Source organism: Streptococcus taonis (assembly GCF_029948085.1).
In the GTDB taxonomy this organism is placed as follows: domain Bacteria; phylum Bacillota; class Bacilli; order Lactobacillales; family Streptococcaceae; genus Streptococcus; species Streptococcus taonis.
On record NZ_JARZZP010000008.1, the window covers coordinates 38,284 to 61,355 of the forward strand.

26 protein-coding genes and 1 pseudogene are annotated in these 23,072 nt (G+C 40.5%); 24 read left to right on the forward strand and 3 right to left on the reverse strand.

Going from position 1 to position 23,072, the window contains the following annotated elements; translation table 11 throughout:
• Positions 1-82 precede the first annotated feature (82 nt).
• The 7 genes and pseudogenes from spx to QEZ38_RS05535 form a co-directional block, all read left to right on the forward strand.
• On the forward strand, positions 83-481 hold the full coding sequence (gene spx / locus QEZ38_RS05505; RefSeq protein ID WP_000591164.1) for a transcriptional regulator Spx: 399 nt from the start codon (positions 83-85) through the stop codon (positions 479-481).
• A gap of 66 nt (positions 482-547) precedes the next feature.
• The gene (locus QEZ38_RS05510) at positions 548-1,120 is read left to right on the forward strand and encodes an SP0191 family lipoprotein (protein ID WP_281335271.1); all 573 of its coding nucleotides are present in this window, start codon (positions 548-550) and stop codon (positions 1,118-1,120) included.
• Between the two features lie 96 nt (positions 1,121-1,216).
• Entirely contained in the window at positions 1,217-1,483 is a 267-nt protein-coding gene (locus QEZ38_RS05515; RefSeq protein ID WP_000507060.1) for an IreB family regulatory phosphoprotein, read from the forward strand.
• Between the two features lie 3 nt (positions 1,484-1,486).
• Positions 1,487-1,906: a Holliday junction resolvase RuvX gene (gene ruvX / locus QEZ38_RS05520; RefSeq protein WP_281335272.1), complete on the forward strand. Its 420-nt coding sequence runs from the start codon at positions 1,487-1,489 to the stop codon at positions 1,904-1,906.
• Positions 1,907-1,921: 15 nt separating this feature from the next.
• Positions 1,922-2,227 carry a DUF1292 domain-containing protein gene (locus QEZ38_RS05525; RefSeq protein ID WP_000017624.1) on the forward strand — a complete coding sequence of 102 codons (306 nt, stop codon included), beginning with the start codon at positions 1,922-1,924 and terminating at the stop codon, positions 2,225-2,227.
• Positions 2,228-2,632: 405 nt separating this feature from the next.
• The gene (locus QEZ38_RS05530; protein WP_281335273.1) at positions 2,633-3,871 is read left to right on the forward strand and encodes a bifunctional folylpolyglutamate synthase/dihydrofolate synthase; all 1,239 of its coding nucleotides are present in this window, start codon (positions 2,633-2,635) and stop codon (positions 3,869-3,871) included.
• Positions 3,872-3,958: 87 nt separating this feature from the next.
• Positions 3,959-4,387 (forward strand): annotated as a pseudogene (locus QEZ38_RS05535) (SP_0198 family lipoprotein); the annotation flags it as partial.
• A 127-nt stretch (positions 4,388-4,514) separates the two neighbouring features.
• On the opposite strand, the gene QEZ38_RS05540 reads toward QEZ38_RS05535, so the two are convergent.
• A complete protein-coding gene (locus tag QEZ38_RS05540; protein ID WP_281335274.1) occupies positions 4,515-5,327 on the reverse strand; it encodes a Cof-type HAD-IIB family hydrolase in 813 nt (270 codons plus the stop codon).
• Between the two features lie 196 nt (positions 5,328-5,523).
• On the opposite strand from QEZ38_RS05540, the gene QEZ38_RS05545 reads away from it, so the two are divergent.
• The 7 genes from QEZ38_RS05545 to QEZ38_RS05575 all read left to right on the forward strand — a co-directional run bounded on the left by QEZ38_RS05545 (position 5,524) and on the right by QEZ38_RS05575 (position 11,924).
• Complete coding sequence (locus tag QEZ38_RS05545; RefSeq protein WP_281335275.1) at positions 5,524-6,945, forward strand: NCS2 family permease; 1,422 nt, start codon at positions 5,524-5,526, stop codon at positions 6,943-6,945.
• An 85-nt stretch (positions 6,946-7,030) separates the two neighbouring features.
• Positions 7,031-7,474: a tRNA (adenosine(37)-N6)-threonylcarbamoyltransferase complex ATPase subunit type 1 TsaE gene (gene tsaE / locus QEZ38_RS05550; RefSeq protein WP_281335276.1), complete on the forward strand. Its 444-nt coding sequence runs from the start codon at positions 7,031-7,033 to the stop codon at positions 7,472-7,474.
• Entirely contained in the window at positions 7,464-7,985 is a 522-nt protein-coding gene (locus QEZ38_RS05555) for a GNAT family N-acetyltransferase (RefSeq protein WP_281335277.1), read from the forward strand. Before tsaE ends, QEZ38_RS05555 begins: the two co-directional genes overlap by 11 nt.
• Positions 7,986-7,989: 4 nt before the next feature.
• Entirely contained in the window at positions 7,990-9,009 is a 1,020-nt protein-coding gene (gene lytR, locus QEZ38_RS05560; RefSeq protein ID WP_075232346.1) for a glycopolymer--peptidoglycan transferase LytR, read from the forward strand.
• A gap of 79 nt (positions 9,010-9,088) precedes the next feature.
• Positions 9,089-10,357, forward strand: a complete 1,269-nt coding sequence (locus QEZ38_RS05565; RefSeq protein ID WP_281335278.1) for a competence/damage-inducible protein A — start codon at positions 9,089-9,091, stop codon at positions 10,355-10,357.
• A 41-nt stretch (positions 10,358-10,398) separates the two neighbouring features.
• On the forward strand, positions 10,399-11,553 hold the full coding sequence (gene recA / locus QEZ38_RS05570; protein WP_153224556.1) for a recombinase RecA: 1,155 nt from the start codon (positions 10,399-10,401) through the stop codon (positions 11,551-11,553).
• Between the two features lie 176 nt (positions 11,554-11,729).
• A complete protein-coding gene (locus QEZ38_RS05575) occupies positions 11,730-11,924 on the forward strand; it encodes a PspC domain-containing protein (RefSeq protein WP_248034440.1) in 195 nt (64 codons plus the stop codon).
• Positions 11,925-12,513: 589 nt separating this feature from the next.
• Here the strand turns inward: QEZ38_RS05575 and QEZ38_RS05580 are convergent.
• Positions 12,514-13,068 (reverse strand): GNAT family N-acetyltransferase, encoded by a 555-nt coding sequence (locus QEZ38_RS05580; RefSeq protein ID WP_281335279.1) that lies wholly within the window; start codon positions 13,066-13,068, stop codon positions 12,514-12,516.
• Between the two features lie 108 nt (positions 13,069-13,176).
• On the opposite strand from QEZ38_RS05580, the gene QEZ38_RS05585 reads away from it, so the two are divergent.
• Positions 13,177-14,547 (forward strand): MATE family efflux transporter, encoded by a 1,371-nt coding sequence (locus QEZ38_RS05585; RefSeq protein WP_281335280.1) that lies wholly within the window; start codon positions 13,177-13,179, stop codon positions 14,545-14,547.
• Between the two features lie 96 nt (positions 14,548-14,643).
• Positions 14,644-15,360: a YebC/PmpR family DNA-binding transcriptional regulator gene (locus QEZ38_RS05590; RefSeq protein ID WP_045762594.1), complete on the forward strand. Its 717-nt coding sequence runs from the start codon at positions 14,644-14,646 to the stop codon at positions 15,358-15,360.
• A 223-nt stretch (positions 15,361-15,583) separates the two neighbouring features.
• On the opposite strand, the gene QEZ38_RS05595 is transcribed toward QEZ38_RS05590, so the two are convergent.
• Entirely contained in the window at positions 15,584-16,243 is a 660-nt protein-coding gene (locus QEZ38_RS05595) for a hypothetical protein (protein WP_281335281.1), read from the reverse strand.
• Between the two features lie 207 nt (positions 16,244-16,450).
• On the opposite strand from QEZ38_RS05595, the gene QEZ38_RS05600 reads away from it, so the two are divergent.
• The 8 genes from QEZ38_RS05600 to QEZ38_RS05635 all read left to right on the forward strand — a co-directional run bounded on the left by QEZ38_RS05600 (position 16,451) and on the right by QEZ38_RS05635 (position 23,072).
• Positions 16,451-16,912: a MarR family winged helix-turn-helix transcriptional regulator gene (locus QEZ38_RS05600; protein WP_281335282.1), complete on the forward strand. Its 462-nt coding sequence runs from the start codon at positions 16,451-16,453 to the stop codon at positions 16,910-16,912.
• Positions 16,896-18,665 carry an ABC transporter ATP-binding protein gene (locus tag QEZ38_RS05605; RefSeq protein WP_281335283.1) on the forward strand — a complete coding sequence of 590 codons (1,770 nt, stop codon included), beginning with the start codon at positions 16,896-16,898 and terminating at the stop codon, positions 18,663-18,665. The genes QEZ38_RS05600 and QEZ38_RS05605 overlap by 17 nt, the downstream gene beginning before the upstream one ends.
• On the forward strand, positions 18,655-20,415 hold the full coding sequence (locus QEZ38_RS05610) for an ABC transporter ATP-binding protein (protein ID WP_281335284.1): 1,761 nt from the start codon (positions 18,655-18,657) through the stop codon (positions 20,413-20,415). The genes QEZ38_RS05605 and QEZ38_RS05610 overlap by 11 nt, the downstream gene beginning before the upstream one ends.
• Before the next feature lie 98 nt (positions 20,416-20,513).
• Complete coding sequence (locus QEZ38_RS05615) at positions 20,514-21,017, forward strand: phosphatase PAP2 family protein (protein ID WP_281335285.1); 504 nt, start codon at positions 20,514-20,516, stop codon at positions 21,015-21,017.
• Positions 21,018-21,135: 118 nt separating this feature from the next.
• Entirely contained in the window at positions 21,136-21,582 is a 447-nt protein-coding gene (locus QEZ38_RS05620; RefSeq protein ID WP_281335286.1) for a LytTR family DNA-binding domain-containing protein, read from the forward strand.
• Positions 21,583-21,586: 4 nt separating this feature from the next.
• A complete protein-coding gene (locus QEZ38_RS05625) occupies positions 21,587-22,261 on the forward strand; it encodes a LiaF transmembrane domain-containing protein (protein WP_281335287.1) in 675 nt (224 codons plus the stop codon).
• A 106-nt stretch (positions 22,262-22,367) separates the two neighbouring features.
• Positions 22,368-22,556, forward strand: coding sequence for a 50S ribosomal protein L28 (rpmB, locus tag QEZ38_RS05630; protein WP_001140948.1), 189 nt, complete (start codon positions 22,368-22,370; stop codon positions 22,554-22,556).
• A gap of 150 nt (positions 22,557-22,706) precedes the next feature.
• Positions 22,707-23,072 carry an Asp23/Gls24 family envelope stress response protein gene (locus QEZ38_RS05635; protein WP_000216431.1) on the forward strand — a complete coding sequence of 122 codons (366 nt, stop codon included), beginning with the start codon at positions 22,707-22,709 and terminating at the stop codon, positions 23,070-23,072.

Genomic DNA, 23,072 nt, shown 5'->3' on the forward strand with positions numbered 1-23,072 from the left:
TTAAAAATAGGTCGCAAGTCCGATGTTTTTTATGGTATAATAGTTTAAACTGATAGTAACATGTAGCGAAAGGGGTAGGTACATGATCAAAATTTATACAGTCTCAAGTTGTACTAGCTGTAAAAAAGCGAAGACCTGGCTCAATGCCCACCAGTTAAGTTATAAAGAACAAAACCTCGGTAAGGAAGGAATTTCGAGAGAAGAACTACTTGATATTTTGACAAAAACAGACAATGGAATTGCAAGTATCGTATCATCAAAAAATCGTTATGCAAAGGCCCTTGGTGTTGATATCGAAGATTTGAGTGTGAATGAAGTGCTCAACCTGATTATGGAAACACCACGTATCTTGAAAAGTCCGATTCTTGTAGATGAGAAACGCCTACAAGTCGGCTATAAAGAAGACGATATCCGTGCCTTTTTGCCACGCTCTGTCCGTAATGTGGAAAATGCAGAAGCGCGTTTACGTGCGGCTCTATAAAACATCAAGGCTGGGAGCGACTCCTGGCCTTCTCTAATATTTAAATTGGATAACATGTGAGGATTTATGAAAAAGTTAGTCATTGGAACATTCGCAGCACTATTTTTGCTCGTTGGATGTGGTCAGAAAAAAGAAACAGCAGCTTCAACTACTGAGAGTTCTCAGGAAGCTCTACAGTCTACCTTGCCCGTATTAGAAAATGCAACTAAGAATACAGTTGTTACTAAGACCTTAGTTTTGCCAGCTGATGAGAGTGGAGCACAGCAAACTCAAATCATTACTTACAAAGGCAATCAATTTTTAAGCTTGACCATTCAGCAAAAGCGTCCTGTATCAGAAGATTTAAAAACGTATATTTCTGAACGTGGATTAGATGAAGCTAAAAAAGCTCTTAAAGAAGCTGAGGATAAGGATGAGTCTGTGCAAGCAGCTCGAAAAATTTCAGGCTTTACCATCGAAACGACTCTTTTAAATGAGAAAGAAATGGAAACCAAGACTAGCTATGATTTCCAAACGATGGATATTAAAAAAGCCAGTGAAAACGAATACTTGAAGAATGTTGGACTGGAAAATCTATTGAAAAACGAACCAGAGGACTATATTTCTAATCGTGTTGCAAATGGGGCAACAGTCCAGTAAAAAGTCAGAGAAAATCAGCAGAATCAGACTGTGTGATTTGTAGAACGACCGCGAATGTGCTATAATAGTACTATTCTAAGGAAAGAGGGTGTTAGAATGGGATTTACTGAAGAAACCGTACGTTTTAAATTGGACGATTCCAATAAAAAAGAAATCAGTGAAACATTGACAGATGTCTATGCTTCTTTGAATGAAAAGGGCTATAACCCTATTAACCAGATCGTGGGCTATGTTCTCAGTGGAGACCCAGCTTACGTTCCTCGTTATAACAATGCACGAAATCAAATCCGTAAGTATGAGCGAGATGAAATCGTTGAAGAATTGGTCCGCTACTACCTAAAAGGACAAGGAGTCGATCTATAATCTATGAGAATTATGGGATTGGACGTTGGTTCAAAAACGGTAGGCGTAGCGATTAGTGATCCACTTGGATTTACGGCTCAAGGGCTTGAAATCATCCAAATCAATGAAGAACAGGGAGAGTTTGGTTTTGAACGCCTCAAGGAACTGGTTGATACTTATAAGGTAGACCGTTTTGTTGTTGGTTTGCCTAAAAACATGAACAATACCAGCGGACCGCGCGTGGAAGCCAGTCAAGCCTATGGAGACAAACTAGAAGAACTCTTTGGTCTACCGGTAGAGTATCAAGATGAACGCCTAACTACGGTCGCTGCAGAGCGTATGTTGATTGAGCAAGCGGATATTAGTCGCAATAAGCGTAAAAAAGTTATTGATAAATTAGCCGCTCAATTGATTTTGCAAAATTATTTAGATAGAAAATTTTAAGACAGAGGAGAAACTATGTCACACGATCACAACCACGATCACGAAGAACGTGAACTTATTACACTTGTAGATGAGCAAGGAAACGAAACTTTATTTGAAATCCTTTTGACTATTGACGGAAAAGAAGAATTCGGTAAAAACTATGTTCTTCTTGTACCAGTTAATGCAGAAGAAGATGAAAACGGTGAAGTTGAAATCCAAGCATACTCATTCATCGAAAATGAAGATGGAACAGAAGGTGAATTGCAACCAATCCCTGAAGATTCAGAAGATGAATGGAACATGATTGAAGAAGTCTTCAACAGCTTTATGGAGGAGTAAAAATGTTCAGTGAACATTTTTACCCTTACGCTAAAAATAAAGATCGTAAGTAAGTCTGGGAGACTGTATCAGCCCTGCGCTAGAAATTAGAAACGCAGGAACATCCAGTGGATGTTTTTACCCCTGCTTCTAGAAATTAGAAACGCAGGCAGTCCAGTGAACATTTTTACCCTTACGCTAAAAATAAAGACCGTAAGTAAGTCTGGGAGACTGTATCAGCCCAGCTTCTAGAAATAAGAAGAAGCAGGAACGTTCGGGGAACGTTTTTAGCCCAACTCCTAGAAACTGGAGAGAGTTGGAACGTCCGGGGGACATTTTTCTCCCATACTAGAATTAAATACTAGCTAATGAAGTAAAAAGCGAAGAGAATCTTCGCTTTTTTGTTAAGGATTAAGGAGATTAAGCGTGTTTGAAGTAGAAAAATGGCTCCATAGTCGAATCGGTTTGAATTTCAGATCAGGTTTGGGGCGGATGCAGAGAGCGGTAGACTTGCTGGGGAACCCTGAGCAAGCCTATCCTATTATCCATGTGACAGGGACAAATGGAAAGGGTTCAACCATCGCCTTTATGAGAGAGCTCTTTGTTTCGCACGGCAAGAAGGTGGGGACCTTTACTTCCCCTCACATTGTTAGCATTCATGATCGGATTTGTATCAATGGTCAACCCATATCGGACGCAGACTTTATCCGTTTGGCAAATCAAGTTAAGGAAATGGAGCAAAGACTTCTAGAAACACATGACCAGTTGTCTTTTTTTGAGTTGTTAACCGTGATTGCTTTGCTTTATTTTAAAGAACAAGGGGTGGATCTAGTTCTATTAGAAGTTGGAATTGGTGGCTTGCTTGACACGACCAATGTGGTGACTGGAGAGATCGCAGTTATTACATCAATCGGCCTAGATCACCAGGAGACCTTGGGCAATAGTCTGGAAGAAATCGCTGAACAGAAAGCAGGAATTTTTAAGCCAGAAAGAGCAGCAGTGATTGCAAACTTAGCTCCTGAAGCCCAGTTCGTTTGTCAAAAGATAGCAGAAGATTTAGATGTCACTCTCTACCAAGCTGACCGAGATTTTTCTTTCAAATCAGGAGATTTTTCTTCTTCTCTAGCGGATTTGACTCAATTAAAACTAGGATTGGAAGGATCTTATCAAGAGGAGAATGCTGCTTTGGCTTTGCAGGCATTTCTGTTGTTTATGACAGCGAGAGGTGAAAAGGTCAATGAGGAAGTTGTCCGGTGTGCTTTGAAAACAACCAACTGGGCTGGGCGTCTAGAAGCTGTTACGGAGCACATTTATCTAGATGGTGCCCACAATCTACCAGCCTTGGAGCGGTTGGTTGAATTTATCCAGGAAAAAATTCAGCAAGGTTATCATCCCCAAATCCTTTTTGGTGCTTTAAAGCGTAAGGATTATAGCGGAATGTTAACTTATTTGACAGATCATTTACCTGATACAGCTCTCTATGTGACGAGCTTCGACTATCAAGGCTCTTTGGAGGAGCAGGATTTGAGTGGCTATCATAGAGTTGCTTCCTATCGAGATTTTATAGATAATTTTGATAGTTCTGCAGGCGAGAAAGACTTGCTATTTGTGACAGGTTCTCTCTATTTTATATCTGAGGTTCGTGCCTATCTTGTGAATGTTTGAACCCGCTTGATATAGTAGAGGTGAAATGGCTCAGCAGTATTATGATACTTCATAGTTGTTAAAAGAAAGGAGACATTATGTCACTAAAAAAAATTCACACTTTCTCTTGCTACTGTGGTAAGTCTTAGTCTCTTAGTTGCGTGTTTGCCAATAACTAAGTCGACACCTTTATCCCAAGCAAGCACTAGCTCTGAAGCGAGCACTAGTCAAGTATCAGAAATCAGTGCTTCTAGTTCTACTACTAGTGCAAAGACTGACACAACTACTAATATAGATGGGACCTACAAGGGCCAAGACGAGGGTGATAGCATTACTCTTGTAGTCACTGGAAATACCGGAACGTGGACAGAAGTTGAAGCGGACGGAGATCAAGAGGTTAAGAAGGTGACCTTCGAATCAGAAAATCAGAGAGTCTTTATTGGAGACGATATCAAGATTTATGTGGCAGAAGAGAACCAGATTATTATCGATGACATGGACCGCGACGTTTCTGATCGTATCGTTTTAAAGAAATAGATATTTTGTAAGGATTTGAATCTGGCTAAAACAGGTGCAAATTCTTTTTTTATTGACTTTGAGCTCAAAAAAATTCCATACTTTTAAGGTCGCTAATGTCTACCACAAAAGTATAGAATGAGTGAAATTAAAGAAATCGTTCTTGTAAAAACTGAGCAACGCCATCTTCTTCATTGGTTAATGGTAATTGTTCGTCTGCGAAAGGTAACAGAGCAGGATTTGCGTTTTTCATGGCATAGCCTTTACCTGCAAAAGAAAGCATTTCTTGGTCATTGTGTTCGTCACCAAAGGCAATCAAATTCTGTTTGTCTATGTTCATGACATTGAGAAGGTATTCGAGGGCAAAAGCCTTGTGGACACCTTTTGGAGTGCATTCAAGGATATTTAAGGGGCCACCCCAAGTATTAATATTGAGTTGGTGCTTGTAGAAGTTGTTCATCTCTTCTGCCAGCGCATATTTATCGTCTGCCCTAGTTTGTAATAAAATACAGTTAGGGCCCTTGGTCACTAAGTCAGACTTGAATTGATTTTCTGGGCGAAAGTTTTCGACACCAAATAATTTAGGGTTGGCAATTTCTTTGTCTGGTGCTGTAATGTAAAACTTTTTACGGTATTCACCTGCGATAAAGTCTGCCTCAATATCCTCTTTTCGTTTCACGATATCCAAGAGGTATTTTTTGTCTACAGTCAGACACTTTTCATGTTTCCAAGTCTTACCTGGTAGGTGAGTGAGTGAGCCGTTGAAGTTGATCATAGGGGTTTCAAGTTCAAGTTGGTCATAAAAATCTTTGGCCATACGGTAAGGGCGACCAGTTGCGATAACAACTTGGTGGCCTTTTTTAGAGATTTTCTTAATCGTTTCAATAGTAAAATCAGAAAGTTTGCTTTCAGAGTTGAGCAAGGTTCCGTCCAAATCGACGGCAATCATTTTTTTAGTCATAAAATCCTCCCGAATCTAGTTTCAGATAAGATGTTTTCTATTATATCAGAAAGTGACTAGAAAAGCTGATAATAAGTAAAAAGAAGGAGAAAAGTATCGGATAAGATTTTTATGATTCAGTAAAAATATCTTGAAAATATGAATGATTGATGGTATAATAGTCATATTGTTCGTAAAATGACAAAGGAGATTAAAAATGGACAAACTATTTAAACTAAAAGAGCACGGGACAGATGTCCGTACAGAGGTGCTTGCTGGTTTAACAACTTTCTTTGCAATGAGTTATATTCTCTTTGTAAACCCTCAAATGCTTTCACAAACAGGAATGCCTGTTCAGGGTGTATTCTTGGCGACAATTATCGGTTCTGTTGTGGGAACTTTGATGATGGCCTTCTATGCTAACTTGCCATATGCGCAAGCTCCAGGTATGGGACTTAACGCCTTCTTTACATTTACAGTTGTATTTGGGATGGGCTACACTTGGAAAGAAGCCCTTGGGATGGTCTTCATCTGTGGGATTATTTCATTGATTATTACATTGACCAATGTTCGTAAAATGATCATCGAATCTATTCCTACAACTCTTCGTTCAGCGATTTCAGCTGGTATTGGGGTTTTCCTTGCTTATGTTGGGATTAAGAATGCTGGTCTCTTGAAATTCTCGATTGACCCAGGTACTTATACAGTAGCAGGTGAAGGAGCAGATAAGGCTCAAGCAGCACTTACTGCAAACTCAGCAGCTGTTCCAGGATTGGTAGACTTCAACACTCCAGCTGTCTTGGTAGCTCTTGCAGGTATTGCCATTACTATCTTCTTCGTTGTTAAGGGTATCAAAGGTGGGATCATCCTTTCTATTTTGACAACGACAGTTCTTGCCATTGCTGTTGGTCTTGTTGATTTGTCTAGCATTGACTTTGCAAGCAATAATCTTTCATCAGCAGTTAACGACCTAGGAACTTTGTTTGGTGCTGCTCTTGGTTCAGAAGGATTGGGATCTCTGATTTCAAACACTTCTCGTTTGCCAGAAACCTTGATGGCCATTCTTGCTTTCTCATTGACAGATATTTTTGATACTATCGGTACTCTTATTGGTACTGGTGAAAAAGTTGGTATCATTGCAACAAGTGGTGAAAACCATGAGTCAGCTAAGTTGGATAAGGCTCTTTACTCTGACTTGGTGGCAACTTCAGTAGGTGCTATTGCAGGTACTTCAAACGTTACGACTTATGTTGAGTCTGCAGCGGGTATCGGTGCTGGTGGACGTACTGGTTTGACAGCTTTGGTTGTTGCCATCTGTTTTGCCCTATCAAGCTTCTTTAGCCCACTTCTAGCAATTGTTCCAACAGCTGCAACTGCACCAATTTTGATCATCGTCGGAATTATGATGCTCTCTAACTTGAAAAATATCCCTTGGGATGATATGGCTGAAGCTGTTCCAGCTTTCTTCACATCTATTTTTATGGGATTCAGCTACTCAATCACACAAGGGATTGCTGTTGGTTTCTTAACTTATACTTTGACGAAGGTTGTCAAAGGTCAAGTGAAAGATGTGCATGTCATGATTTGGATTTTGGATGCTTTGTTCATCTTGAACTACATCAGTATGGCTCTTAACTAATGATAAAAACAAAAAAAGAGGGGAGTCTCCTCTTTTTTTGTTGATGGAAATATCACAAAATAAAACTTTTTGGTATAATAAGTACATGTACACAAAAAATGAAGATGAGTTGGTTGCACTTGGGGAAAAGCTAGGGAACTTGTTAGAAAAAAATGATGTGTTGATTTTGACTGGTGAATTAGGTGCTGGGAAAACAACGCTAACAAAGGGTCTGGCTAAGGGATTAGGCATTCATCAAATGATTAAGAGTCCTACTTATACCATTGTTAGAGAATATGAAGGACGTCTACCCTTGTATCACTTAGATGTTTATCGTATTGAAGGTGATGCAGATTCTATCGACTTGGATGAATTTCTTTTTGGTTCAGGTGTAACGGCTATTGAGTGGGGACATCTATTGGGGGAAAATCTTCCATCGGATTATCTGGAGTTAGAAATCCTTAAAAAAGATGAGGGCCGAGAAATCGTCTTTCATGCTCATGGCCAAAGAGCGACAGAACTTTTGAAAGGATTGACGGATGGAGTATGATCTTTTAATCCGTGAAGCGGAAATCCAGGATGCTTCAGCGGTCATTGCTCTCTTGGATCAGATTGGTCAAGAGTCTAATTTTACCAGTCTGGATGAAAATGGGATTGCAATGAGTGAGTCTGAGATGCAACATTTTTTGGATAAGCAGGCCCAGTCGGATAATCAAATTACCCTACTCGCTTTTTTGAATGATGAGTTAGTAGGAATCATCAATATAACAGCTGATCAACGTCCGCGAGTTCGTCATATTGGAGATGTCTTTTTAGGAATAAAAAAAGCTTACTGGGGAAATGGTCTCGGTAGTATCTTGATGGAAGAAACTATTGAATGGGCCAAATCAAGTGGTAGTATTCGACGGTTACAATTGACAGTTCAAAAAAGAAATCTTGCCGCGGTGCATCTGTATGAAAAAATGGGCTTTATCATAGAAGGATTACAGGAACGTGGTGCTTGTATAGAAGGAGGAGAGTTTCTAGATGTTTACCTAATGGGTCAACTGATAGACGAATAAGAGTATGGTAAAAAAAATAATTGGAATGTTTTTGGGTTTGGTCCTTGTGACTGTGCTAGGTGTAGGTGCTTATGCCTATACAATTTATCAGCAAAGTACGCAAACTTTAGCTAAAACCTATAAAAAAATCGGTGAAGAAACCAAGGTCATTGAAGCGACCGAACCTCTGACGATTTTGCTTATGGGCGTGGATACAGGAAATGTTGAGCGTACAGATCCATGGGCTGGGAATAGTGATTCAATGATCTTAGTGACAGTGAATCCTAAAACTAAGAAGACAGTCATGATGAGTTTGGAGCGTGATATTCTCACACAAATCCAACAACCAGATGGTAGTGTTAGAGAAGCGAAACTCAATGCTGCCTATGCTGATGGCGGAGCAGAGTTGTCTATTTCAACGATTCAAAAGATGATGAACATTCATATCGACCGTTATGTGATGGTCAACATGCATGGCCTTCAAAGAATGGTTGATGCTGTGGGTGGAATTACAGTCAACAACACTCTTGGTTTCCCAATTTCTATTCAAGATCAGGAACCTTTTAATACGATTTCGATTGGAGTCGGTGAGCAAACCCTCAATGGTGAAGAAGCCCTTGTTTATTCACGCATGCGTTATCAGGATCCTGAAGGGGACTATGGTCGTCAAAAACGCCAGCGTGAAGTGATTCAAAAGGTTGTCGAGAAAATTCTTAGTTTGAACAGTGTGAGTCACTACCAAGAGATTCTGAAGGCTCTTAGTGACAACATGCAGACAAATATCGAGATTACAACGACAACCATTCCTCAGTTAATGGGTTATCAAGATTCCTTTAAAAATATAGAAACCCAACAATTACGTGGTGAAGGTGAAATGATTGAAGGGATTTCTTACCAAATCGTTTCTGGTGAGCATATACTAGAGATGCAAAATCTTTTACGCCGTTCGCTCGGACAACCAGAGGTTACGAATTTGGAGACCAATATAGTCTTGTATGAGAATCTTTTTGGCCACTTGCCACCATCTTCTGAAGAGTCAGAATAACAAGAAATTATCCATCAAATCGTAGGAATTATCCTGCGATTTTTTCAAAGAAATCCGAATAGGTAAGTAGGAGGAAAAAATGAAAGCAGAAATTATAGCTGTCGGGACAGAGATTTTGACAGGTCAGATTGTCAATACCAATGCGCAATTCTTGTCTGAAAAGTTGGCTGAAATTGGTGTAGATGTCTATTTTCAGACAGCTGTAGGAGATAACGAGGCTCGTCTCTTATCCTTGTTAGAAATTGCTCAGAATCGCAGTAGTCTAGTTATTTTAACAGGTGGCTTGGGGCCGACGGAAGATGATTTGACCAAACAAACTTTGGCCCAATTTTTGAGACGTGACTTGACTTTTGATCCTCAGGCTCAGGCTAAGCTAGATGACTTTTTTGCTCATCGACCAGACTATGCTAGAACTCCAAATAATGAACGCCAGGCTCAAATTGTTCAAGGTTCAACTCCATTACCAAACGAAACAGGGTTGGCAGTCGGTGGCATGATCGAGGTGGCTGGGGTAACCTACGTCGTTCTGCCAGGACCTCCAAGTGAATTGAAACCTATGGTCTTAAATGAGTTGCTTCCAAGATTGACAACGGGCTCTAAGCTCTATTCACGTGTGCTTCGTTTCTTTGGCATTGGTGAGAGCCAGCTAGTGACAATTCTATCAGATTTGATTGACCAGCAGACGGATCCAACTTTGGCACCTTATGCTAAAACTGGGGAAGTGACCCTTCGATTATCGACCAAGGCTAAGAGTCAAGAAGAAGCGGATCGTGTTCTAGATATTTTAGAACAAAAAATCCTTGAAAGAGAAACTTTTGAGGGTGTTTCACTTCGAGAAATTTGCTATGGCTATGGGGAAGAAACCAGCTTGGCTAGCCTGGTAGTAGAAGAACTGAAAAAACAAGGGAAAACTATCACGGCTGCAGAGAGTTTGACGGCTGGTCTTTTCCAAGCTAGGGTAGCGGATTTTTCGGGTGCTTCAAGTATATTTAAGGGTGGTTTTGTGACTTATAGCCTTGAAGAAAAAGCTAAGATGCTTGATATTCCACAGGCTGAATTGGAAAAACACGGAGTCGTCTCAGCCTTTACTGCTGAAAAAATGGCTGAACAGGCGCGAATCAAGACCCAGTCAGATTTTGGCATTAGTTTGACAGGAGTGGCTGGACCAGATAGCCTAGAAGGACATCCAGCAGGTACAGTTTTTATTGCTTTGGCGCAAGCTTCGGGGGCAGAAGTTATCCAGGCCAATATCGCAGGTAGAAGTCGTGCAGATGTGCGAGAAATTGCAGTATTACATGCCTTTAACCTAGTTCGCAAAGCTTTATTAAGTGATGGAGATTTGTTATAATAGAAGAAGGTCTAAGGACTATTAGAATACAGGAGAATAAAATGGCGAAAAAACCAACAAAAAAATTAGACGAAATTGGCAAAAAATTTGGTGCTGATCGTGAAAAAGCCCTAAACGATGCCCTTAAATTGATTGAAAAAGATTTCGGTAAGGGATCAATCATGCGCTTGGGTGAACGTGCAGAGCAAAAGGTCCAAGTGATGAGCTCAGGTTCTTTGGCTCTTGATATTGCACTCGGATCAGGTGGTTATCCAAAGGGACGTATCATCGAAATCTACGGTCCAGAATCATCTGGTAAGACAACGGTTGCCCTTCATGCGGTAGCGCAAGCCCAAAAAGAAGGCGGAATTGCTGCCTTTATCGATGCGGAGCACGCGCTTGACCCAGCCTATGCAGCAGCTCTTGGGGTTAACATTGACGAATTGCTCTTGTCACAACCAGACTCAGGGGAGCAAGGTCTTGAAATTGCTGGGAAATTGATTGATTCAGGTGCAGTTGACCTTGTTGTTATCGACTCAGTTGCTGCTCTTGTACCTCGTGCGGAAATCGATGGAGATATCGGAGATAGCCACGTTGGTCTTCAAGCTCGTATGATGAGCCAGGCTATGCGTAAACTTGGAGCTTCTATTAATAAGACTAAGACAATTGCTATCTTCATTAACCAATTGCGTGAAAAAGTAGGAGTTATGTTTGGTAATCCAGAGACAACTCCTGGTGGACGTGCCCTTAAATTCTACGCTTCTGTCCGTTTGGATGTTCGTGGAAGCACACAAATCAAGGGAACTGGTGATCAAAAAGATACGAGCGTAGGTAAGGAAACCAAGATTAAGGTTGTTAAAAACAAGGTAGCTCCACCATTCAAAGAAGCCTTTGTTGAAATCATGTATGGAGAAGGAATTTCAAGAACTGGTGAGCTTTTGAAGATTGCAAGTGATCTTGACATCATCAAGAAGGCAGGAGCATGGTACTCTTATAAAGACGAAAAGATTGGTCAAGGTTCTGAAAATGCAAAGAAATACTTGGCAGATCATCCAGAAGTCTTTGATGAGATTGACCACCAAGTTCGTGTCAAGTTTGGCTTGATTGAAGACGATGCAGTAGCCGATGAAAAAGTAAAGGCTCCCGAAGTAGAAGTAGCTAATCAAGAAGTGACTCTTGACCTTGGCGATGATCTTGAAATCGAAATTGAAGATTAAAAAGTAAAAGTGGCGGAGGAATCCCCACTTTTTCTGCTATATGAGAATAAAGAAACAAGGTTATGAGAGCAGGAATGACAGATTTTCACAGTAAAAATGAGGAAGACTATTGCAAAAGATTTGATTTGATGATAAAATAAATTGAAAATAAAAGTAATGCCAAGGAGATTGTTGGTATGGAAAAACGTTTAGTTCGCAATGTTCAAGATAAAAAAATTGCAGGTGTTTGTGCAGGTCTTGCTGACTATTTAGATATTGATGCAACACTTGTTCGTGGACTTTGGATTCTCTTCACATTACTAGGTGGATCAGGAATTCTTGCCTATCTCATTCTCTGGCTGATCATGCCAGAAGCTGGAACAAAAGCGTAAACTTAGTGACATTTTTATAAGAGAAATCAAGATAAGGCTGAAACAAAATTGTTTCAGCCTTATTTATAGTGGATTGAAATAAGGGATGAACAATTCGATTAGGAAAGTCAAACTTATTTCTAGAAATATTTTAGAATTCGTAGCGTACTATTATAGATTCAATCTACTATAATTTTGTTGTGTAGCAGATTGAATAGAAAACACTATAGTAGATTCAAATAAGGGATGAACAATTCGATTAGAAAAATCAAACTTATTTCTAGAAATATTTTTAGCAGTCGTGATGTACTATTATAGATTCAATCTACTATAATTTTGTTGTGTAGCAGATTGAATAGAAAATACTATAGTAGATTCAAATAAGGGATGAACAATTCGATTAGGAAAGTCAAACTTATTTCTAGGAATGTTTTTAGCAGTCGTAATGCACTATTCTAGATTCAATCTACTATATTTTGATGGATTTAGCAAAACTTTCTGCTATTTGATTTCGGAATCACAAAAAAATCACCTGTAGCACAGGTGATTGAGTTTTCATTGTCGAGAAGTTTGCAGTTTCTTACTGGGAAGTTAAAGACTGCAGTATAGATTAGTGTTCACTAAAGCGACGGTACTCGATGTGGAAGTCAAAATAATTTTCTTCTTGTAATTTTTGGAAGATATTCCGATAGGCTTCTTCATCAAAGTGGTCGCCACGATATAGAATCTCAAAACTAAGACCTTCGTACTCCAAAAAAGCATTGGCTGTTTTGAAGCCGTTTTGTAGGTAGAAGTCCATGCGGGCTTTTCGTTGTTCGAGGTTATCACAATCTTCGTCCAACCGCTCCACTTCAAGAATCATGGTACGTTGGTAAAAATCAATGAGTTTTTCAATGATTTCTCTCCCGTAGCCATGACTACGGAGATGAGGCATAATAGCAAAGAAGCTAATGTAGAATGCTTTTTGGTTGGAAATGGCAAAAGCGAAGCCGACAAATTCTTCCTCGTTATAGAAAGCGAAAAAGTGGGCATCATCTCTATCCTGGTAACTTAAAAATTCTTCCAAAGAGACGCGTTCTTCTTCAGGAAAGGCTTCCTTGTTTAATTGGTCAACTTTCTCAAGGTCTGGGAATACATCAGTAATTAACTGGCTTGTTAAGGTCATACCTACCCTCCTTTTCTGTCACGATTATACCAGATTGTTTGCATCTAGGCAACGCTTTCTTATCCAAATTCCCTTGTTCCCCTACTAGAAAGCTGATATAATAGCCTTATGAATAAAAAATCAACGGTGGACCTGATTCATGGTCCCATCCTTCCCGCGCTAATTAGTTTTGCATTACCGATTCTACTGTCCAATATCTTTCAGCAACTTTATAATACGGCTGATATTTTGATTGTTGGGCGTTTTTTAGGGCAAGATTCCTTGGCGGCAGTCGGAGCAACGACAGCCATTTTTGATTTGATTATCGGCTTTGCCCTCGGTGTTGGAAATGGGATGGGTGTTGTTATTGCACGTCTCTACGGCGCTCGTAATTTTGAGAAGATTAAGGAAGCTGTCGCAGCAACTTGGATTTTAGGGATTATCTTGAGTGTGCTTGTCATGTTGATGGGCTTTTTTGGTCTTTATCCACTCTTACAGTACCTAGAAACACCTGCAGAAATTCTCCCTCAGTCCTATGAATATATCTCCATGATTGTTAGCTGTGTGGGAGTGAGCTTTGCTTATAATCTTTTTGCAGGTTTGCTACGCTCTGTTGGTGATAGCCTTGCTGCGCTTGGTTTTCTTATCTTCTCAGCCATCGTTAATGTGATTCTGGATTTGTATTTTATTACACAATTGCAGTTAGGTGTTCAATCTGCTGGTCTTGCAACCATTATATCCCAGGGTTTGTCAGCTATCCTTTGTTATCTCTATATCCGAAAGAGTGTTCCAGAGCTCCTTCCTAGGTTGAAGGATTTCAAATGGAATAAGGCCCTCTATGTCGATCTCTTAGAGCAGGGGCTAGCCATGGGCTTAATGGGTTCAATCGTTTCTGTCGGAAGTGTTATTTTGCAATCCTCTGTCAATAGTTTTGGAGCAGTCATTATCAGCGCTCAGACAGCAGCACGCCGAATCATGGCCTTTGCCTTATTGCCAATGACGGCTATTTCAGCATCGATGACGACTTTTATCTCTCAAAACTTTGGTGCAAAACGTCCAGATCGCATTGTCCACGGTCTTCGACTAGGGAGTTATATCAGTATGGCTTGGGCAAGCTTTGCTTGTGTGTTTCTATTTTTTGCAAGTCCTAGCCTGGTTTCTTTCCTAGCGAGTTCGACAGACGGTTACTTGATTGAAAATGGGGCTTTGTACCTACGCATCAGTTCGGTATTCTATCCGTTTTTGAGTCTTTTATTGATCTATAGAAATAGCTTGCAGGGTCTCGGTCAAAAATTCTTGCCCCTCGTATCAAGCTTTATCGAGTTTTTTGGTAAAATTATTTTCGTCGCTTGGATTATTCCTTGGACAGGTTATACAGGTGTGATTCTATGTGAGCCCCTTCTCTGGCTAGTTATGACTGCCCAACTTTACTTCTCACTTTCCAAACATCCATGGATCAAAGAAGGCAAAAAACTCTTGGCTACTGGCGGGAAATCCTAGCTTAATTTACTAAAGAAAATCCATTTCCTCTAGTGAAAATCGGATAGACTTGTGTTATAATAAGAAAGATTAAAATGTGAAAAAAGGAGATTCCTAATGGGACGTAAATGGGCCAATATCGTAGCTAAGAAAACGGCTAAAGATGGAGCTAACTCTAAAGTATATGCAAAATTTGGTGTAGAAATCTATGTAGCAGCTAAAAAAGGTGAACCAGATCCAGAACTAAACACTGCTTTGAAATTCGTTATCGATCGTGCCAAACAAGCGCAAGTGCCAAAGCACGTTATTGATAAGGCTATCGATAAGGCAAAAGGAAACACAGACGAAACCTTTACAGAAGGACGTTACGAAGGATTTGGGCCAAATGGTTCAATGTTGATCGTTGATACCTTGACTTCAAACGTTAACCGTACAGCTGCCAACGTGCGTGCTGCCTTTGGTAAAAACGGTGGGAACATGGGAGCTTCAGGTTCTGTATCTTACCTCTTTGACAACAAAGGTGTTATCGTCTTTGCAGGTGAAGATGCTGATGCAATCTTTGAACTCTTGCTTGAAGCAGATGTCGATGTAGACGATGTAGAAGCAGAAGAAGGAACAATCACTGTTTACACAGCTCCAACTGACCTTCACAAGGCTATCGTTGCCTTGCGTGAATCTGGTATTGAAGAATTCCAAGTAACTGAATTAGAAATGATTCCTCAATCAGAAGTTGAGTTGTCAGGTGAAGATTTGGAAACATTTGAAAAACTCTACGGAGTCCTTGAAGACGACGAAGACGTACAAAAAATCTACACAAACGTAGATGGATTCTAAGAATAAAAATAACCCCTTTGAAAATTCAGTATTTTCAAGGGGTTTGTTTATCTTGTGATAACAAAAGGGGGCAGGAAAGAGACGAAAATCTCTTTTGCCCAAAACGTTATTAGTAATCTATAATTGTCCATAATCCAATGGATTGTGGAAATATCGTGGTGCGGGGATTTAGAAATCGAGACTTGGTCTACCGATTGCTATTCCCGGCACCTTTTTAGTTATGTTAAACTTTCACTCCAGAATCAGATTGTTCTTTTCGGTCCAGTCCGACAGCAAATTTACGGATTAGAAGAAACTGGCCATTTTCCTGCTTGACGAACGTGAGCACAACTGTCTTAGGATCTGAACTGATGGAGAGATAGGTGATTCTTTTTATTTCGTAGTCTCCCATAACTGAATCTGTTTCTGAATCTGGGATTCCGTGTTCCCTGATAATGTCATTGTAGTTGGTACCCCCTTGCCCTTGGTTGGAAGGGTCGCCCTCTATTAAGGCATCAAACTGTTCTTGAGTCCAGGTAAAGATCTCTTCTTCCTCCTCATATTCATCAATGGTACTATTTGGCCAATCTTCATTGGTTGGTTCTTCCATGAGATAATTAGAAGAGCTACGATAGCCTCTTATAAAATCAGCGAAGATAGGAGTGAACAGCAGTTGGCTTATCAGTACAATGATAATGGAAATGAGGCCAAAGCTTGAACCAATCATAGCTAATGTTTTTTGATTTTGGAGATTGAGGCCAATGCCGATGACTCCTAAGATCAAGGCAACAAATCCAAGGAGAAAGGATAGACCATTGACAATTGGTATCCAAGAACCAAGAAGCGCAAGGGCTCCAAAGATGATGGCAAGGATTCCTAAGGTTTTCTGTTCTTTTTGCTTCATGTGTGAATTTCTCATTTCTAGTAAACTGGATTCGTATCTATGTGAGATAGTGTTTATTATAGATAAAATAAGAGCTTATGTCAATTTCTGCATAGATAGTTCTCTAGGAAACTTTTTTCTTGACATCTTATTTGAAAATGATAAAATAGTTCTCGTGGAAACTTAATTGTTCTCTAGAGAACTATTTTTATTTAGAAGGGAGAAAACATGGATAAACCGATGTTGGTCTTTAAACGTTTTGGGCATCAGGTTCACCTCATGGTACAAAAGGAAGCCAAGCGTTGTGGTATCGAATTTATGGGCGGACCGCAGGGCCAAGTTATACGATTTTTAGACTATCGTGAGGAGTCTGAACAGGCGGTGTTAATCAAGGATATTGAGCAGGAACTCAATATCACCAAGTCAGTCGCCAGCAATCTAGTGAAGCGTATGGTACAAAATGGTTTGGTGGAATTGGAGGCAAGCCCAAGTGATAAACGAGCAAAATTTGTTCGTTTGACGGAAAAATCACGCTCTCAAATGAAGCAAATCAAATCATTCTTTGATCGAATTGACCGCAGCTTACTTGAAGGTGTTTCCGAAGAAAAACTCGCTATTTTTGAAGAAGTTCTGGAACGACTTCAAGCTAATGTAGAAAAAATTGGAGGTAAGAATGAAGAAACTCGCTAAGCGTATCACAGGAAAAGAGTGGGGAATGATTCTCTTGACTGTACTCTTTACCTGTTTCTCGGTCTATCTAGAGTTAGAAGTGCCGACTTACGTTTCAAGAATAACAGAATTACTTGGAACACCAGGTACAGAGCTAGGAGATCTTTGGTCACCAGCAACTAAGATGATGGGCTTATCTCTACTTGCCTTTATGTCGTCAGTAGCAGTTGGATTTTTCGCCTCTCGTGTTGCAGCATCTTACACAACTCATCTACGAAGCGATATTTTTAATCGAGTTCTGGATTTTTCACAGACAGAGATTAAACGTTTTTCAATCCCCAGTCTTTTGACTCGGACGACCAACGATATCACGCAGATTCAAATGCTTTTTACTATGGGACTCCAGGTGGTCACACGTGGACCTATCATGGCTATTTGGGCCATCGGTAAAATCCTTGGTAAGTCTGAATACTGGATTTGGGCAGTAGTAGTGGCTGTTATCGTCAATGTTTTGATGACAACTGTCTTGATGACTTTGGCCTTTCCGAAACAATCTGTCATTCAAAAATTGACAGATAAACTCAATAGTATCACCCGTGAAAGTTTGACAGGGATTCGAGTGGTTCGTGCTTATAATGCTGAGGATTATCAAGATAAGAAATTCGAAGAAGCTAATGAAGAAGTCACGCGAATCAATCTCTTTGTCAGTCGCTTAATGGCCATTATGAATCCTATTATGATGGCGATTTCTAGCGGCTTGGTCCTTGCCATTTACTGGATTGGTGCTTATCTTATCAACGACGCTAGCTTGACAGAGCGTCTACCCCTTTTTAGCGATATGGTGGTCTTCATGTCCTATGCTATGCAAGTGGTAATGGGCTTCTTACTCATGGGTGCTCTCTTTATCGTCTTGCCTCGTACCTTGGTTTCTGCAGGACGTATCAATCAGGTGCTAGACTTGCATTCTTCTATTGAAAATCCTAGTCAACCACAGACGGCAGATTCATCTATTCAAGGTCAAGTGGAATTCCGTGATGTAACCTTCCGTTACTCTAAAAACTCAGAAGCGGTTGTGGAGCATGTCAGTTTCAAGGCAGAAGCAGGACAAACCATTGCCTTTATCGGATCAACTGGTTCTGGTAAATCTACGCTTGTGAACCTCTTGCCTCGTTTTTATGATGTGTCAGATGGAGAAATCCTAGTCGATGGTGTCAATGTGAAAGATTACGACTTGGAAGATTTGCGTAATAAAGTCGGTTATATCCCTCAAAAAGCAGTGCTCTTTTCTGGAGATGTTAAGGGGAATCTAGACTTTGGTAAGAGTCCAGAAACTCCGCTAAGCGAGACTGCTATGTGGCAAGCTCTTGAATTGGCACAGTCTAAAAGCTTCATCGAAGATAAGGAAGCAGGTCTAAACTCAGAAGTGGCTCAAGGGGGGACCAACTTTTCAGGAGGCCAAAGACAACGTTTGGCCATTGCTCGTGCCTTGGCTCGTAAACCAGAAATTCTCATTTTTGATGATTCATTCTCAGCCTTGGACTACAAGACAGACCGTATCTTGCGCCAAGTATTAGCTGAAAAAACACAGTCTATGACCAAGTTGATCGTTGCCCAACGTATTTCAACAATTATGGATGCTGACTTGATCTTAGTATTGGATCAAGGTAAAGTCGTTGGACAAGGCACCCACAAGGAACTTCTTGCGACCAACGAAGTTTACCAAGAAATTGCCTATTCACAACTATCGAAGGAGGAATTGGAACATGGAAAATAAGAAGATGTCCTTTTGGAAACAATACAAACCTTTTCTAACAGGTCTCCAACTTCCTCTACTAGTAGCTGTCGTGGCTGCTGTATGTTCAAGTATCATCACTGTTTATGGACCAACTAAGATTAAGGAAATCACCAACTTGATTTCAGATGGTTTGGCTACAGAAATCGATTTGGTAGCTGTGTCTAGCATCGCCAGCTTTTTAGCTGTTTTGTATGTACTTGGTGCCATTCTCAACTATACGCAAGCCTATATTTTTTCAACGAGTATCCAACATTTTTCAAAACGCTTGCGGACAGCTATCGCTGAAAAAATTAACCGTCTGCCACTTGCTTATTTTGACCGTCATTCTCAAGGAGACACCCTTTCTCGTGTTACCAATGACGTCGATACGGCGGCTCAGTCTCTCAACCAAAGTCTGGGAACAGTTCTCTCAGCTAGCTTTCTACTGATTGCTGTTTTGATTACCATGTTTGGCATGAACTGGATTTTGGCATTGGTAACAGTTGTTTCAACCCTTGTAGGTTTTGCTGCTGTCTCAGTCATTATGGCCAAGTCACAAGGCTACTTTAAAGCCCAACAAAACAACCTAGCAGCTGTAAATGGTTATGTGGAAGAAATGTACTCTGGCCACAATGTTGTGACCAGCTATAACGCTGTGGACACCACTAAAGAAACATTCGCAGGATTGAATCAAGACCTACATGATAGTATTTGGAAATCTCAATTTATTTCTGGAATCATGATGCCAGCAATGATCTTTGTTGGGAACTTTAGCTATGTTTTGGTGATCATCGTCGGTGCAGTTCTAGCTCTTGAAGGACATATCAGTATTGGTATCATCGTAGCCTTCATGGTTTATGTTCGTACCTTCTCTCAACCCTTATCACAGATTGCCCAAGGGATTACAAGTTTGCAACAGGCCAGTGCAGCTATGACCCGTGTCTTTGAGTTTCTAGGCGAAGCTGAGATGGAAGACGAATCTCATAAGGCAAGACAATTGACTGGTATGAAGGGTGAAGTTATCTTTGACCGAGTTTCCTTTGGTTACACTCCTGAGCGAACCATCATTCATGACTTTTCTGCGACAGCTCATGCAGGGCAAAAAGTTGCCATTGTTGGGCCGACTGGAGCGGGTAAGACTACTATTGTCAACCTCTTGATGAAGTTCTATGAGATTGATAAGGGAAGCATTCGCATTGATGGTGTGGATACCAAGAAGATGAAACGTTCAGAAGTACACGATGCCTTTTCAATGGTCTTGCAGGATACTTGGCTCTTTGAAGGAACCATTCGAGACAATCTCATTTATAATCAAACTGGGATTAGTGAAGAACGCGTGATTGAAGCAGCCAAAGCAGTAGGAATCCACCACTTTATCACAACCTTACCAGATGGATACGATACTGTTTTGGATGATACAGTGACCTTGTCAGTCGGGCAGAAACAGCTCTTGACCATCGCTCGTGCCCTTCTCAAAGATTCTCCACTCTTGATTCTGGACGAAGCGACATCTTCAGTCGATACACGTACAGAGGAGTTGATTCAGAAAGCCATGGATCGTTTGATGGAAGGACGCACATCCTTTGTCATCGCCCATCGCTTGTCAACTATCCGTAATGCGGACTTAATCCTGGTCATGAAAGATGGAAATATCATTGAGCAAGGCAATCACGATGAGCTCATGGCTCAAGGTGGTTTCTATGCTGACCTATACAATAGTCAATTTACAGAAGATGAAGTAGAAGAATAAAACCAAAGAAGGCTTGACGGCCTTCTTTTTCTGCACTATACTAGAGTAGGAGAAGCTAGTAGGTTTCTTGTGAAAAGAATAGGAATACCGAGAAATACATGAAAAACTATCAAGAGTGGTACGATAAAACAAAATCAAGTCTCCTTCGTCATCCACAGCTATTACAATTGATGCGAGTTTTTAATCGCATGATGACAGTTCTGATGCCCTTAGCCTACTTGACTTTGTTGGGGACGAGTCTTATGAGCAAGAACTTGGGGAACGACTTTTACGCTTATATCTTAGTGCCAGCATTGGGTTTTGTTCTATTGACGCTGGTGCGTAAGTGGATTAATCAACCGCGTCCCTATGAAACTTGGGGAATTGTCCCACTATTAGACAAGGACAGCTCTGGCAATTCAATGCCTAGTCGCCACGTCTTTTCAGCGACTATCATTTCCATGGCTTGTTTTCACGCAAGTTTACCAGTGGGATTGATTTTATTGGTCTTGTCAGCTCTTCTCGGTCTTGTGCGGGTCTTGGGTGGCGTTCATTATCCCAAGGATGTTTTAGTCGGCTATGCCTGTGGTCTAATCTGGGGAATTCTTTTCTTTATTTTCTAAAAAGCAAAGCAAGTGGGCTTGGCCTCGTAACCACTTACGGGTCAAAAGTGACCACTTGCTTTTTTGCCCTTGTAAAGTCTTATGGGCTTTGGTATAGTAGATGCAGAAAGGAGATAGGATGAAGTTACGAATCGAGATTGATAGTGAATTAACTGAGACAGAGATTGTCATCAAGGCTGCAGCCCTGACAGATGAAATAGCTGATTTGCAACGACTCTTACAAGAAACCAAGGCTCCTAGGTTGATCTTTTATAAGGGGACGGGTGAGTACTACTTAGACTTGTCAGAAATTCTCTTTTTTGAGACAGAAGGTAGCAAGATTTACGCTCATACCCAGAAAGAAGCCTACGAGGTTCGACTCAAGCTTTATGAGTTGGAGTCCATTCTGCCACGCTATTTCAGTCGGGTATCCAAGTCGACCATTGCCAATATCCGGCAGATTTACTCTGTGGACAAGTCCTTCTCAGGTACAGGAACTATTTCCTTTTATCAGACCCACAAGGAGGTTCACGTGTCACGGCACTACCAATCCCTCCTAAAAGAAAATCTAAGAAACATGAGGTAAGAACATGAAAAAGAAAGCATTTGGTATTGTATTGCTAGTATTGGCAGCCTTAGTATTATTGCAGGGGAATTTTGGGATTCCTTCTCTAGGAGGACACATTTGGCCTTTGATCGGTATTGCATTTTTTGCCTATCAATCAGTTGAAGCTTTGTTGCGTCGCCACTTAACTTCAGCCTCTTTTACAGCTTTAGTAGCTTTAATGATAGCCAATCATTTTTATGACATTTTACCGATTCCCAATCAATCACTGTTCTGGGCGGGAGTTCTCATCGTTCTAGGAGTAAGTATGCTGACTCACTCGAACAAGACATGGAGTGGAAAGACCTTGTGGAGCAATAGAGAGAAAAAAGTTTCTACTGATAAGGAAATCATTTTTAGTAGTGGGGCTTTTTATAATCAAGACCAAAACTTGGTAGAAGACCAAGTGGAAGCTGTTTTTGGAGATGCTAAGATTTACTATGATAATGCAAATATTTTGGGTGATGTAGCAATCTTAAGTGTGGACGTAGTTTTTGGAAGTGCAACCATTTATATCCCTCAACATTGGAAAGTGGATCTTAGGGTAGAATCAGTGTTTAGCAATCCGCAGGTCGAAGTGGCGACAGCCCCAACCAGCAAAACTTTGATTATCCGTGGAGACGTTGTTTTTGGGAAATTAGGAGTTGTTTATGTTAAATAAAAAAATATTCCAATCCCCTTGCCAAAAAAGAGAAAGTGTGATAACATAGTACAGTATGTGGTGCTAGCACATCCGCTATATTAGATCTAATAGGAGGAAAACACAAATGGCTAAAGTATGTTACTTTACAGGTCGTAAGACTGTATCAGGAAACAACCGTTCACACGCGATGAACCAAACAAAACGTGCCGTAAAACCAAACCTTCAAAAAGTTACTGTACTTATCGATGGTAAACCTAAAAAAGTTTGGGCTTCAGCTCGTGCTTTGAAATCAGGTAAAGTAGAACGCGTTTAATAAAGAGTAAAAGGCCATCAGGTCTTTTTCTTTTGCTCTAAGCTCAAAAAGTCTCGTCAAAGGAGCAAATATCCGCCGATACAGTATTCTGCTTTTACACTTGGCTTGAAATATGATAAAATAGAGTATCAACTAGTTGAGGTAGAAAAAATGACTGTAAAAATTAATACAAAAGATGGTCAAATCGAACTAACAGATGAAGTGATTGCTACCGTTGTAGGCGGTGCAGCAACTGAGATTTTTGGTGTGGTCGGTATGGCAAGTAAGAAAGCCCTCAAAGATAACTTCCAAGCCCTTCTAGGTAAGGAAAATTATTCTAAAGGTGTCGTCGTAAAGGCGGCCGAAGATGGCAGTATTGCAGTTGATGTATATACCGTGTTGAGCTACGGAACAAAGATTAGCGAAGTGTCAAAAAACATTCAAGAGCGTGTTCGTTTTAGTTTGGAAAACCAACTTGGAATTACTGCTCAGACTGTAAATGTCTACATTCAAAATATCAAAGTTGTAGGAGAATAA

Bases quoted from the DNA above. Each gene is read 5' to 3' on its own strand.
- spx (WP_000591164.1), top strand. From the start codon at position 83: ATGATCAAAATTTATACAGTCTCAAGTTGTACTAGCTGTAAAAAAGCG.
- QEZ38_RS05510 (WP_281335271.1), top strand. From the start codon at position 548: ATGAAAAAGTTAGTCATTGGAACATTCGCAGCACTATTTTTGCTCGTT.
- QEZ38_RS05515 (WP_000507060.1), top strand. From the start codon at position 1,217: ATGGGATTTACTGAAGAAACCGTACGTTTTAAATTGGACGATTCCAAT.
- ruvX (WP_281335272.1), top strand. From the start codon at position 1,487: ATGAGAATTATGGGATTGGACGTTGGTTCAAAAACGGTAGGCGTAGCG.
- QEZ38_RS05525 (WP_000017624.1), top strand. From the start codon at position 1,922: ATGTCACACGATCACAACCACGATCACGAAGAACGTGAACTTATTACA.
- QEZ38_RS05540 (WP_281335274.1), bottom strand. From the start codon at position 5,327: ATGACTAAAAAAATGATTGCCGTCGATTTGGACGGAACCTTGCTCAAC.
- QEZ38_RS05545 (WP_281335275.1), top strand. From the start codon at position 5,524: ATGGACAAACTATTTAAACTAAAAGAGCACGGGACAGATGTCCGTACA.
- tsaE (WP_281335276.1), top strand. From the start codon at position 7,031: ATGTACACAAAAAATGAAGATGAGTTGGTTGCACTTGGGGAAAAGCTA.
- QEZ38_RS05555 (WP_281335277.1), top strand. From the start codon at position 7,464: ATGGAGTATGATCTTTTAATCCGTGAAGCGGAAATCCAGGATGCTTCA.
- lytR (WP_075232346.1), top strand. From the start codon at position 7,990: ATGGTAAAAAAAATAATTGGAATGTTTTTGGGTTTGGTCCTTGTGACT.
- QEZ38_RS05565 (WP_281335278.1), top strand. From the start codon at position 9,089: ATGAAAGCAGAAATTATAGCTGTCGGGACAGAGATTTTGACAGGTCAG.
- recA (WP_153224556.1), top strand. From the start codon at position 10,399: ATGGCGAAAAAACCAACAAAAAAATTAGACGAAATTGGCAAAAAATTT.
- QEZ38_RS05575 (WP_248034440.1), top strand. From the start codon at position 11,730: ATGGAAAAACGTTTAGTTCGCAATGTTCAAGATAAAAAAATTGCAGGT.
- QEZ38_RS05580 (WP_281335279.1), bottom strand. From the start codon at position 13,068: ATGACCTTAACAAGCCAGTTAATTACTGATGTATTCCCAGACCTTGAG.
- QEZ38_RS05585 (WP_281335280.1), top strand. From the start codon at position 13,177: ATGAATAAAAAATCAACGGTGGACCTGATTCATGGTCCCATCCTTCCC.
- QEZ38_RS05590 (WP_045762594.1), top strand. From the start codon at position 14,644: ATGGGACGTAAATGGGCCAATATCGTAGCTAAGAAAACGGCTAAAGAT.
- QEZ38_RS05595 (WP_281335281.1), bottom strand. From the start codon at position 16,243: ATGAAGCAAAAAGAACAGAAAACCTTAGGAATCCTTGCCATCATCTTT.
- QEZ38_RS05600 (WP_281335282.1), top strand. From the start codon at position 16,451: ATGGATAAACCGATGTTGGTCTTTAAACGTTTTGGGCATCAGGTTCAC.
- QEZ38_RS05605 (WP_281335283.1), top strand. From the start codon at position 16,896: ATGAAGAAACTCGCTAAGCGTATCACAGGAAAAGAGTGGGGAATGATT.
- QEZ38_RS05610 (WP_281335284.1), top strand. From the start codon at position 18,655: ATGGAAAATAAGAAGATGTCCTTTTGGAAACAATACAAACCTTTTCTA.
- QEZ38_RS05615 (WP_281335285.1), top strand. From the start codon at position 20,514: ATGAAAAACTATCAAGAGTGGTACGATAAAACAAAATCAAGTCTCCTT.
- QEZ38_RS05620 (WP_281335286.1), top strand. From the start codon at position 21,136: ATGAAGTTACGAATCGAGATTGATAGTGAATTAACTGAGACAGAGATT.
- QEZ38_RS05625 (WP_281335287.1), top strand. From the start codon at position 21,587: ATGAAAAAGAAAGCATTTGGTATTGTATTGCTAGTATTGGCAGCCTTA.
- rpmB (WP_001140948.1), top strand. From the start codon at position 22,368: ATGGCTAAAGTATGTTACTTTACAGGTCGTAAGACTGTATCAGGAAAC.
- QEZ38_RS05635 (WP_000216431.1), top strand. From the start codon at position 22,707: ATGACTGTAAAAATTAATACAAAAGATGGTCAAATCGAACTAACAGAT.